The organism is Streptococcus sp. HMSC064H09 (genome assembly GCF_001812625.1).
Taxonomy (GTDB): Bacteria; Bacillota; Bacilli; order Lactobacillales; family Streptococcaceae; genus Streptococcus.
Window position 1 is genome coordinate 241,349 of the sequence record NZ_KV809582.1, and the last position, 11,714, is coordinate 253,062.

An 11,714-nucleotide genomic window follows, 5' to 3' on the forward strand; every position below is an offset into this window, starting at 1 on the left:
TCCTAACCAATAACCTTCTTATAATCTTCTGGTGTTGCTACATGAGCGTGCTCACGTTGACGATCAAGCAAGTGACTAAGGAAGTCACGGTTGCCCAAGGCTTCTTTAAGGGTTTGCTTAAATTGCCCAGCATTCATAGGTGAGAAAATATTGCTTGGTGCAGTATAATCTGGACCATGGCTTGTGTTCGTGAAAGCCAGGATAAGCAGGTTATTTTCAAAGGCAGCACGTGTCGCTGACAGGATTTCATTTTGGTGGTTAATATCTAAATAGAAATCAGCCTCTTGATAGAGACGCTTAACCTGTTCTGTTGTAATATTCGGATAAAGGCTAACATTACTATATTTAGCTAAATCCATCAAACGACTTGACATTTCAGTGATTGCCCCAATATGGTAGTGCATGGTAGGCACTTCACTAACTATGCTTTCCAAGTGTTCAATCTGATCTGAGTTGGTCAAGATAAGCGCTTGATTTTGGAAATTATTCTGACGGGCAAATGGATACATGAATCCGAGAAAGGCCACGCGAGAAGCCTGCTCTGGACTAACCAACTTTAGAAGATTCGTATATGCTGTGTATTCTTGCACTACAATCTTAGTTTGACGGTGATTGCTATCAAGAAGGAGGCGCATATTCCCAGGGACTGAATCAGTGATAGGCTCTTGCCAGAAGAGGACATCTTGACCAGAATTCGGAAGATTCATAGCTGTCAAGAAAGGTGTTGACAAGGAGTTATAAAGGATACGTCGCAAATCATAACCAGCTTCTTTAAGATAAAAGACTACAAACTCCGATTTGTTTTTGAAAATGTAGACCTTGTCTTTCCAATTCAAGATAACGTCTTTGGTCAAATGGTTAATGACGATAACTTCCTTGTTATCTGGAGTGAAATAACTAGTAATGGTCGCTTCTTGCTTAACATTGTAAGTTGTTTGTGAGAAACGGTATCCCTTATTATTGTAGCGATCAGTCACACGCAGGCGACCTGACTCATCATACCAATCCACAGCTTTAACTAGACGCTGATGAGCAGGATGCGCATAGTGAATATGACCACGTTTCTTATCAAAACGGAAGATCTCCGCGTTGCTATTTGTTCCTAAAATTTCCCAGTAGTTAGGCACAGGAACCTGATTAAAGTAAAGTGCAGAACCTTGAACCTTGTCAAAACCAGTGAAATAAAGGTAAGGTGAGGTCACATCACTAGGCAGAAATCCATCATCTGAAAGACAAACTGTTGTATTCACATAGCCAGCGACAATCAGCGAGTAATGGAGATCCCAACTACCTTGACTATAGTTCTCAAATAAATTAATCATGATTAGTCATCTCCTTTACTAAGTTAAGCCACTTCTGCTCGATTTCCTCTGTCAAAAAGCCTTTGGCGATATCATAAGAGACTTGATGAACATAATCTAAATCTGAACGATTGAAGAAAGCTACAATTTTCTCTGCCAAGGCAGCCACAATAGCAAGCTCGTCATCTTTTTCAAATCGAGGGATGAGGTAACCATTTTCATTATCCTTGATAAAAGTTTGGTTCCCATAACGGACATCAAAACCAATCATACCAAGGCCCGATCCAACAGCTTCTAGAAGTGTCAAGCCAAAACCTTCACTCTTAGAACCTGATAGGTAAAGTTCATAATCCTTGTAGACTTCTGTTAAATCTTGGTGACCCTTAAGATGAATGTAATCCTGAGCGTGATTTTCCTCGATAATTGCCTTAAGCTTAGCTTCTTCAGCACCTGTACCAAAGATATCAAAGTTCACTTGTGGCAGACTTTCTTTAGCCTTAACAACAGCCTTAGCCAACCAATCCACGTGCTTTTCATTGGCCAAACGTGAAGCTGTGATGATTGAGAATGGTTTACGATCTCCCTCAGGCTCTCTCAGTTTATCCAAACTTCCCACAGGAATCGTTACGATATTAGGTGAAAATGGTGTGTATTTGTTGAACTGATCTAGCATAATGCTACGTTGACGTTCTGTCGCTGTGATGAAGAAATCAACCTTATCTGCATTGCTGAATTGGTACTCGTAGAAGTTATTCCAAAGAATAGTCTTGTCTGTCACAGCATTTTCACTAAAGTGCTCTGCATGGACCACAACCCCAAGCTTAGCAGGTTTAGTATTACGGAAAACAGCCTGCCCTGTGCCAGTTGCACGGTCCAAGATAACGATATCCTGGTCAGTTAGACCAAGTTGTGACATAAAGTAGGCGATAAATTCATGTTTAGATGACAAAATCTTATCTGGGAAACGGAAGACACTATCCTTGCCATCAACAATTTCATCATAAGCAATACTGCCATCTTCATTGAAGAAACGACGTTGATAGAGGTGTGCCTTGTTATCTACAGGGGTGTAGTACTCCGTGAACATCTTAGTGTAAGAGTAAAAATCTTTACGAATTAAGCAACCACGCGATACTTTTTCCACACGATGGACAATATCTTCACCCTCTTTACGCAAATAAGCGGCGTAGAAAATATCTTCCTTGGCACAAAAGAGCTTAACCACCTTGCCATTAATCTCACGACGCGTGATGTCATAAGGGATTTCCTTTTCCAAATCCTTGACAGTATAGGTCGTTGGAGCAATTTTCAGGTCTGTAAAATAGCTGTACAGCCAGATGACGTCTTCATCTTCAAACCCCATGTTACGGGTCAAATCTGAAAGATTGTCCTGCAGGAACATATCCATAAAGACAAATTTGGCCTTAATACCTGTGTTTTTGAAAATTGTAGAACGATAGGCCTGAGCGTACTCAACACCACTTGATGCCCAACCGATTCCTAAATTGATGTTATAAACAGTCATGTATTTTCCTTTCTGGGTAAAAGTTCAACATCGACATTTCTTTTTGGACATACCTAACTCTAGTAGCACCTAAATACTACTATGTTAGTACTATATCCTCCTAGACTAGAGCAAGTCTTCAATAAGTGTATCCACTTCGTCTTGCGCTTCTTCAATAGGTGTGATTTCAGTCACCATGATTCCCGCAACCGCACGTTCAACCAAGGCTTCAACATCCATACGACGTTCATATTGTTCAACGTTTTTGATTTTTGGATTAGTCTTTGGACGGTCAGGTGCAAAGATAGTACAGCAATCCTCAAAAGGTTGGATGGAAATGTCAAAGGTATCAATTTTTTGTGCCAAATCAATGATTTCCAACTTGTCCATAGTGACAACTGGACGAATCACTGGCGTACATGTAACAGCATTAATCGCCTTCATAGACTCCATAGTCTGACTAGCAACCTGACCAAGACTCTCACCATTGATAATCACAAGACCTCGACGTTCTTCTCGAATGCGGTCAGTAATACGCATCATGAAACGACGCGTCAAGGTCATCAAATAAGCCTCAGGCGCTTTTTCTTTGATTTCCTCTTGGATTTCAGTAAATGGTACTTCGATGAACTGGATATTACCACCAAACTTGGTCAACTTACGGGTCAAATCTTGAGCCTTTTTCAGTGCACCAGGACTGGTATAAGGAGGGCTTGCAAAGTGGACAGCTTCAATATCCACACCACGTTTAAGTGCAAGATAACCTGCCACTGGCGAATCAATCCCACCTGAAAGCATGAGCATTCCTTTACCGGCAGTCCCTACAGGTAGTCCACCTGCTCCTTTGATTTCCTCGTGAGAAATATAAGCCGCCTCGGCACGAATTTCTACCTTAAGGTTGACATCTGGGCCCTTCATCTGAGCCTTAATGTCAGGCAATACATCAAAAACTGCATTTCCTAAAGTAAGATTGAGCTCACGACTATCGAGAACAAAATCATGGTCACTACGTTTAGCAGTCACTTTAAAGGTAAGACCGTCACGATAGAGCCCAGTCATAATGTCTTGAACAGCCTTTTTCAAGACCTCGACATCTTTTTCAAACTTGTAAACAGGACTAAAGGCTTGAATACCAAAAATTTGCTTCAAAGACTCTGCTACTGGCTCATAGTCTGTACCGTTGAGGTAGATGTGACCACGGTCTCGGTCAAAAGTCACTTTAACATCTGGATAGATGGATAGAACATCCTTGATGTTATTTCTAAGTTTATTGATAAAGCGCATACGGTTTTTGCCCTTGGTAGACAATTCACCATAGCGAACCATAATTTCTGAATATGTTAGTGTCATTCCTTTTCCTTTTACATTTGAATTTAGTTTTATTGTTTAATTACTTAAATCTTGCTATCTCACTTTTTGTGTCTTGGCGTAGACCTGCTTGAAGATCGTGAGAAACTGTTCTACCTGTCCCATATCATTGTCATCATCAAGACTGATACGTACAGCCGTTTGAGCTAATTTAGTCGGAACACCCATAGAAATGAGAGTCCCTGCTGGTTTTCCCGCCTTAGATGAACATGCAGATGTCGTTGAAATATAGATTTGATGCTCTTCAAAAGCATGGACAATAACTTCACCACGAACACCCTTGATTCCAAAGGTCAAAATATTGGGCGCAAAGTCTTCACCTTCACCTGAGAAAATAGTAATGTCCTCATACTTAGCCAATTCGTCAAAGATAATTTTTTTCATCTTGGCAATTTTCGGAAGAGAAAACACCTCTTTGTCAGTAACTAAGCGCAAGGCCTTAGCCATACTCGCAATGCCAGCAACATTCTCAGTCGTTGAACGAAAGTCTTTTTCTTGACCACCACCTGTTAAGAGTGGCGTAATCTTTTTCCCTGCCTTTTTGTAGACAAAACCGACACCTCGAACAGCATGGAACTTGTGACCAGAAAAAGTTGCAAAGTCAACACGGTCTGTTAAATAAGCTGATACAGGAATCTTCCCAATGGCCTGAACAGCATCCACATGGAAAGATATCGTCGGCTCATCAGCCAATATATCCGAGATAGCTTGAATAGGTTGGATTGATCCGATTTCGTTATTAACGGCCATAACCGAAACCAAGATCGTGTCGGGGCGTAATAATCTAGCAAGAGCTTCAACATCCACAAATCCTTGCTCATTAACTGGTGCATAGGACACTTCGAAACCATGCTCTGAAAGCCATTTGGCAGACTCTTTCACCGCAGGATGTTCAATATCAGAAACAATAATGTGTTTGCCGTAAGGCTCTTTTTCAAAAGCCACTCCTTTAATGACCCAGTTGTCGCCTTCGGTTCCTCCAGACGTAAAGAAAATCTCATCGGCTGATTTTCCAATGAGGTCCGCAACTTGCTTACGAGAAGCCTCCAAAATACGTGTCGCAGATGTTCCTAATTGGTGCAGGCTGGATGGGTTCCCAAAAATTTTAGTAGCCACTTCTTGATAGGTTCTAAGTGCCTCTGGATAAGGCACCGTAGTGGCTGAATTATCAAAATAAATCATGATTTTTCCTCGATTTTTATTTACTATTTATTATAGCATAATTTTTTTAGCAATTTTTGCGAGAAAATCATATAATAGAAAGTACGAAATATTTTTAAGGAGAGCATCATGTCTGAAAATTACTCACGCCGTAATCATTCATCAAAAGAAGAAAAAAAATCTGCCCCAAAGGTGACTGAACACGTTACAAAAGGCTTCACTGCCTTCCAAAAAGTCCTTACTGCCGTCGGGACAATTTTGTCAATAATCGTGGCTTCAATCACCATCATGAATTTCACAGCCTCTAAAAATAAGGACACTTCTGATTCATCAGCCAATCAATCAACTGTAGTCATCAAAGAAGGCAATAATAAGACTCAAGAATCCAGCGCTGCTTCATCTAGTTATGGCAATGCGACTGATTCAGAAACAGAAACAAGTAGCCAAGCAGGAACTAACACCTATTCGTCATCTGCAGATACAACAACAGGTGGCAATACGACTACCTCTTCATCAGCAGCTACTGCAGACACAACATCTGGCAATGCGACTACTGGTGGTGCAACAACTGGTGACGCCGCTTCTAACTAAGACATGTAAAAGGCTAGGAAACCCTGCCTTTTTTCTATAATCCTATGAACTATACAGAAACTCTAAATTTTATCCATTCTTTCAAGGGCAATGGCCGTCGCCCTCAACTCGAACGTATGCGTTGGCTTTTGAAACAAGCCGGAAACCCTCAGACTCACTTTCCAACGGTGCATATTGTCGGGACCAACGGTAAGGGATCAACAACAAGCTACCTACAAAATATCCTAACAAAGTCAGGCTATCAGGTCGGGACCTTTACCTCACCTTATATTACTCGTTTCAACGAACGTATTAGTATAAACGGCACAGAAATCCCTGATAAGGATTTGATTAGCCTTGTCGAGAAAGCTCAGGTTCTTCTTGATGATTTAGAAGAGCACACTGCTTTTGACCGACCAACGGAATTCGAGTTGGTCACCTTACTCATGTTCCTCTACTTCGACCTTAAACAGGTTGATATGGCTATCATTGAAGCAGGTATTGGTGGACGTCTTGATTCGACCAATGTCCTTTCGCCAGAGCTTGTCATCTGTACTTCAATTGGCTTTGATCACACTGAAACCTTGGGCAATAGCCTTTTGGACATCTCCAATCATAAAGCAGGCGTCATGCGAGAAAACACACCTATCTTACTTGGTCGTGTCTCTGCAGAAGTTGAACAATTTTTCAACCAAAAATCACATGACCTACAAGCTCCTTTAGCCGTCATTGATAGGGAAATTCAGCTGCTTCCGAAAGACAACCAAACGATCCAAGTTTCTTATGACCATTGGGAAAGTCCAGATCTTAAGCTACCAATGCTAGGACGACATCAAGAAAACAATGCTGGGTTAGCTGTCACTGCTGCCCATCTCTTGACTCCAACATTTCCTAAGATTACTAATAAGAGCATTCAAGATGGTATTTGTGACACACACTGGCCTGGTCGTAGTGAGTGGATAGGAAACAATATTTATCTAGACGGTGCCCATAACCCTCAAGGAATTGCCAGCTTAAAACAGGTACTAAAAGATAACTTTATCAATCGTAAAATCCACATCCTCTTTGCAGGACTGAGACGAAAACCTTTAGCAAACTTACTAGAAGAACTGAAAGATTATGATATTACGGTAACCAACTTTGACTTTTTTGAAGCACTGCCCTTAGATGACTATCCTCAAAACTTCAAATGTGTGGCCGACTATAGAGAATGGCTAGCACAAGCTGAATCAGCAGATTCTGATGACCTATTTGTTGTCACAGGATCCCTTTACTTTATCTCAGAAGTAAGAACCTACTTATTAAACGAAAGAAAGGCCTAAAGGTCTTTTTTATTTAGACAATATACAGTTACACACAAAATATATAGGTTGTTATTTGAACACAAAGAAAAGTCTATCTATGTTTGCTAGACAGACTTCACCTTTTTATCTCATCGTTACAAATTCTTCTGAACCGGTTGGATGAATGGTTTCCATAGCCAAAAAGGCTATGGAAATTCGCAAGGGACTTCCTTGCGATCACTTTCAATTGAGGCAATTCAGACATAAAGAAAAGTCTATCCATTTAGGTAGACAGACTTCACCTTTTTATCTCATCGTTACAAATTCTTCTGAACCAGTTGGATGAATGGCAACCGTATTATCAAAATCAGCCTTAGTTGCTCCCATCTTAATAGCCACAGAGAAGCCTTGAATCATCTCATCGACACCGTAGCCAATGCCATGAAGACCGATGATTTTTTCATCCTCACCAAGTGTTACTAATTTCATAGTTGACGGCTGACGATTGTTTGCAAGAGCTGTATACATTGGAGTAAAACTAGATTTATAGACCTTGATATTCTCCGCACCATATTTAGCAATTGCTTTTTCCTCAGTCAAACCAACAGAACCAATGACTGGGTGGCTAAAGACCACAGTGGCTACATCAGTGTAATCAAGCTTAGCATCGGCTTTATTGTTGAAGAGTCGCTCTGACAATTGACGTCCCGCCTTGATTGCAACTGGCGTCAAATCTAGTTTACCAGTCACATCACCAAGGGCGTAGATACCAGGAACTGATGTATTTTCAAAGGCGTCTGAATAAATGTTACCTCGTTCAGTCAACTCAACGCCCGTCTTTTCAAGACCAAAGCCAGAGGTATTGGCTGCACGACCAATAGCCCAAATGAGGCAATCAACAGTGATCGTTTCTCCATTGTCAAAGCTAATGGTCAAAGAATCGTCAGCATTTTTCACTACTTCTGTAGCATTAGCATGCGTGTGAAGGGTCGGACCTGATTTAGCCATCTCATCGACTAAGACATCGATAATATCCTTGTCAAAGGTACGTAATGGACGATCTTTACGCACAAAGAGGTGCGTATCACTTCCAAGAGCATTGAGAACACCAGCAACCTCAACGGCGATGTAGCCAGCACCAATGACAGCTGTACGTTTTGGCACCTCATCTAGTTCAAAGAAACCATCTGAGGTAATCCCATATTCACTACCTGGAATATTTGGATAAAGAGCATGACCACCTGTTGCAATAAGGATATGGGGTGCTGTATAAAGCTCCCCCGCTACTTCAACCGTATGAGGATCAACAAATCTTGCATACTCGTATACACGTTCAACGCCATTGCTATCAAAGCCACGCTCATAAGAGCCATGGATACGGTCGATATAAGCCTGACGATTGACCTTAAGCCTTGCAAAATCAAACTTATTAACCGTCACATCAAAACCATACTCACCTGCATAACGGTGAAGGGTCTCAGCAACCTGAGCACCATACCACATGACCTTTTTAGGTACACAGCCCACATTGACGCAGGTTCCGCCGACCTCTTTTCCTTCAAAGAGAATAACCTTAGCGCCGTGCATAGCAGCACGATTAGCACTGGCAATCCCACCAGAACCACCACCAATGACAATATAATCGTATTCTTTTACCATATTTTACCTCTTATGTTTCTTTATACAGCGTATTAGCTACTAGATAAGCCATTTCTGCCTATACTTTATCATAAAATAGATACCCTGACAAAAATCTGCTACGACACAAAAAAACAACCCCGAACTCAACGAGATTGTTTAATCATATCTTATTTATCAAGTGGTTTGCGGAGGAATCCGAAAAGGATACCTGATACCACAGCACCAATCAAGATGAAGAGAAGGTAGAGAAGGGCATTTGATGTGAGAGCGATAACGAAGATACCTCCGTGTGGTGCCATCAATTTGATTCCTGCCATACCTACGAGAGCACCTGTAAGAGCTGAACCGACGATAAAGCTTGGGATAGCGCGTGCTGGATCAGCTGCACCAAATGGGATTGCACCTTCAGTGATGAATGAGAGTCCCATAACGATGTTTGTCAAACCAGAGTTGCGTTCTTCTTCGGTAAATTTATCTTTAAATAAGAGTGTCGCTACAAAGACTGCCAATGGAGGAACCATACCAGCTGCCATAACTGCTGCCATAACAACTGAACCACCTGAAGTCACTGTTGCTGCGAGAGTACCTGTACCAAAGACATAAGCTGCTTTGTTGACTGGTCCACCCATATCCACTGCCATCATACCACCAACAAGGAGACCAAGTAATACGGCTGAGCTTCCTGACAAGCTTGACAAGAAGTTATTAAGACCTGTATTGATTGCTGCCATTGGGATATTCACTGCCAACATCAAGAAACCTGTAGCAAATACACCTAGAAGTGGCAAGAGCAAGATAGAACGGATTCCTTCAAGAGCACGTGGGATACCTGCCAAGAGTTTACGAAGAACGAGGATAACACCACCTGCAAGGAAACCACCAACAAGAGCTCCAAGGAAACCTGAAGATACACCAGCAAGGGCAAGGGTTGCTTTACCACCTGAACCAAATGGAACACCACCAAAGGCTGCACCACTTGATGCGATAGCACCAGCTACAAAACCTGAAACCAAACCCGGTTTTTCAGCGATAGAATAAGCAATGTAACCTGCAAGTACTGGAAGCATGAAACCAAAGGCCGCACCACCAATTGCTTTGAATTGAGCAGCAATTTCATGGTAAGAACCAAGTTGTGACAATTGATCTTTAGGAACACCCATGATTTGGTCAAGCAAGAAGGCAAGCGCAATCATGATACCACCACCGATAACGAATGGGAGCATTTGTGATACCCCACTCATCAAGTGTTTATAGAAGGCACCACCGAGGCTCAATTTCTCACTTGATTCTTGAGCAGCTCCAGCATTTTCGGCATAGAAGACTTCAGCCTTACCATCCAAGATGTTTTGGATTAATTCTTGAGGTTGACGGATACCTGCTGCAACTGGTTTAGAAAGCAATTTTTTACCATCAAAGCGTGCTGTTTCAACTGCCTTGTCTGCTGCTACGATAACACCTACAGCCTTTCTGATTTCTTCAGCAGTCAATGGTGTTCCGACACCTGACGCACCGTTAGTTTCAACACGAACATTGACTCCCATTTCTTCACCTGTTTTAATCAGTGATTCTTCAGCCATGTAAGTGTGAGCAATACCAGTTGTACAAGCTGTTACAGCTACGATAAGTGGTTTATCGCTTGAAGCTGCTTCTTTAACAGCTTGTGCTTTCTTAGCTTCCTCAGCCTGTGCTTCTTCTTCACCCGTATTGAAAGCAGCAATCACTTCATCTGGAGAAGTCACCTTACGCAAACGATCTGCAAAACCATCTTGCATAAGATATTTTGACAACTCAGCAAGGGCTGCCAAGTGAGTGTCATTTGCTCCCTCTGGAGCAGCAATCATAAAGAAGAGGTCTGTAGGTTGACCATCAAGTGATTCGTAATCTACACCTTTATTAGATTTAGCAAAAAGTACTGTTGCTTCTTTTACTGCAGCATTTTTGCTGTGTGGCATAGCGATTCCATCACCCAAACCAGTTGATGTTTGTGCTTCACGAGCCATAATACCTGCTTTGAAAACATCAAAGTCAGTCACAACACCATTGTCAACCAAGCTGTTAATCATTTCATCGATAGCAGCTTCTTTTGTAGTTGCTTGAAGGTCAAGCAACATTACTTTTTTGTTCAGTAAATCCTGAATTTTCATAGTTTTTCTACCTCTACTTTATTGTATGTTTCTTTAATAAATTCAATTGTCGCTAAGTCATCTGAGAAAGCTGTAGATGTTCCACACGCTACTCCCCACTTGAGAGCCTCAATCGGATCACCAGATTTAACAAACTCACCAGTGAAACCAGCAACCATTGAGTCACCCGCACCAACAGAGTTTTTAACTGTCCCCTTAATTGGTTTGGCAAAGTAAGCAGCCTCTGGTGTGACAAGCAGAGCTCCATCACCTGCCATTGAGATGATAACGTTTTGCGCCCCTTTAGCAAGGATTTCACGCGCATATTTTTCAACATCAGCCAAACCATTAAGTTTGACATTGAAAATAGCTTCTAACTCATGGTTATTTGGTTTTACCAAGAGTGGTTGGTAGGCCAAGGAATCAAGCAAGGTTTGACCTTCAAAGTCACAGACAACCTGTGCACCAGTTTCACGCACTAGTGGAATCAATTTGTTATAGACCTTGTTTCCAAGATTGCTTGGTGCTGATCCAGCAAAAACAACCACATCATCAGCACTTACACTTGAAAGAACTGCTTCCAATTCAGCCAATTGATACTCATTAATGACAGGTCCTGCACCGTTAATTTCAGTTTCTTGGTCAGCCTTGATTTTAACATTAATACGTGTGTCTTGATCCACAGCTACAAACTTAGTTTTAATACCTTCTGCATCCAAACCATCTGTCACAAAACGTCCTGTAAAACCACCGATGAAGCCCG

General features: G+C 41.7%; 9 protein-coding genes. 2 read left to right on the top strand and 7 right to left on the bottom strand.

All coding sequences use genetic code 11. The annotated features are described in order from the left end of the window. Window positions 1–2: 2 nt before the first annotated feature. The 4 genes from gtfB to HMPREF2867_RS06610 form a co-directional block, all read right to left on the bottom strand. Window positions 3–1,322, bottom strand: coding sequence for an accessory Sec system glycosylation chaperone GtfB (gene gtfB / locus HMPREF2867_RS06595; RefSeq protein ID WP_060972063.1), 1,320 nt, complete (start codon window positions 1,320–1,322; stop codon window positions 3–5). Beyond that, window positions 1,315–2,826 carry an accessory Sec system glycosyltransferase GtfA gene (gene gtfA, locus HMPREF2867_RS06600; RefSeq protein WP_060972062.1) on the bottom strand — a complete coding sequence of 504 codons (1,512 nt, stop codon included), beginning with the start codon at window positions 2,824–2,826 and terminating at the stop codon, window positions 1,315–1,317. The genes gtfB and gtfA overlap by 8 nt, the downstream gene beginning before the upstream one ends. Before the next feature lie 105 nt (window positions 2,827–2,931). Further along, window positions 2,932–4,155 carry a tRNA uracil 4-sulfurtransferase ThiI gene (thiI, locus tag HMPREF2867_RS06605; RefSeq protein ID WP_070576588.1) on the bottom strand — a complete coding sequence of 408 codons (1,224 nt, stop codon included), beginning with the start codon at window positions 4,153–4,155 and terminating at the stop codon, window positions 2,932–2,934. Window positions 4,156–4,209: 54 nt separating this feature from the next. Continuing rightward, a complete protein-coding gene (locus HMPREF2867_RS06610) occupies window positions 4,210–5,355 on the bottom strand; it encodes a cysteine desulfurase family protein (RefSeq protein ID WP_070576592.1) in 1,146 nt (381 codons plus the stop codon). A gap of 108 nt (window positions 5,356–5,463) precedes the next feature. Between HMPREF2867_RS06610 and HMPREF2867_RS06615 the strand changes: the two genes are divergently transcribed. Next, window positions 5,464–5,925, top strand: a complete 462-nt coding sequence (locus HMPREF2867_RS06615; RefSeq protein ID WP_022496261.1) for a DUF6556 family protein — start codon at window positions 5,464–5,466, stop codon at window positions 5,923–5,925. 44 nt (window positions 5,926–5,969) lie between these two features. Further along, window positions 5,970–7,226 (top strand): bifunctional folylpolyglutamate synthase/dihydrofolate synthase, encoded by a 1,257-nt coding sequence (locus HMPREF2867_RS06620; RefSeq protein ID WP_070576593.1) that lies wholly within the window; start codon window positions 5,970–5,972, stop codon window positions 7,224–7,226. Between the two features lie 267 nt (window positions 7,227–7,493). Here the strand turns inward: HMPREF2867_RS06620 and gorA are convergent, their stop codons facing one another. The 3 genes from gorA to HMPREF2867_RS06635 all read right to left on the bottom strand — a co-directional run. Next, on the bottom strand, window positions 7,494–8,846 hold the full coding sequence (gene gorA / locus HMPREF2867_RS06625) for a glutathione-disulfide reductase (RefSeq protein WP_070576596.1): 1,353 nt from the start codon (window positions 8,844–8,846) through the stop codon (window positions 7,494–7,496). Window positions 8,847–8,995: 149 nt separating this feature from the next. Continuing rightward, window positions 8,996–10,972 (bottom strand): PTS fructose transporter subunit IIABC, encoded by a 1,977-nt coding sequence (locus HMPREF2867_RS06630; protein WP_070576599.1) that lies wholly within the window; start codon window positions 10,970–10,972, stop codon window positions 8,996–8,998. Further along, window positions 10,969–11,714, bottom strand: a 746-nt coding sequence (locus HMPREF2867_RS06635) for a 1-phosphofructokinase (RefSeq protein WP_070576602.1), incomplete at its 5' end; no start/stop codon positions are given. The genes HMPREF2867_RS06630 and HMPREF2867_RS06635, both read right to left, overlap by 4 nt.

Excerpts from the sequence above, each read along its gene's own strand:
- gorA (WP_070576596.1), bottom strand. The coding sequence starts at position 8,846 with ATGGTAAAAGAATACGATTATATTGTCATTGGTGGTGGTTCTGGTGGG.
- gtfB (WP_060972063.1), bottom strand. The coding sequence starts at position 1,322 with ATGATTAATTTATTTGAGAACTATAGTCAAGGTAGTTGGGATCTCCAT.
- gtfA (WP_060972062.1), bottom strand. The coding sequence starts at position 2,826 with ATGACTGTTTATAACATCAATTTAGGAATCGGTTGGGCATCAAGTGGT.
- HMPREF2867_RS06610 (WP_070576592.1), bottom strand. The coding sequence starts at position 5,355 with ATGATTTATTTTGATAATTCAGCCACTACGGTGCCTTATCCAGAGGCA.
- HMPREF2867_RS06615 (WP_022496261.1), top strand. The coding sequence starts at position 5,464 with ATGTCTGAAAATTACTCACGCCGTAATCATTCATCAAAAGAAGAAAAA.
- thiI (WP_070576588.1), bottom strand. The coding sequence starts at position 4,155 with ATGACACTAACATATTCAGAAATTATGGTTCGCTATGGTGAATTGTCT.
- HMPREF2867_RS06630 (WP_070576599.1), bottom strand. The coding sequence starts at position 10,972 with ATGAAAATTCAGGATTTACTGAACAAAAAAGTAATGTTGCTTGACCTT.
- HMPREF2867_RS06620 (WP_070576593.1), top strand. The coding sequence starts at position 5,970 with ATGAACTATACAGAAACTCTAAATTTTATCCATTCTTTCAAGGGCAAT.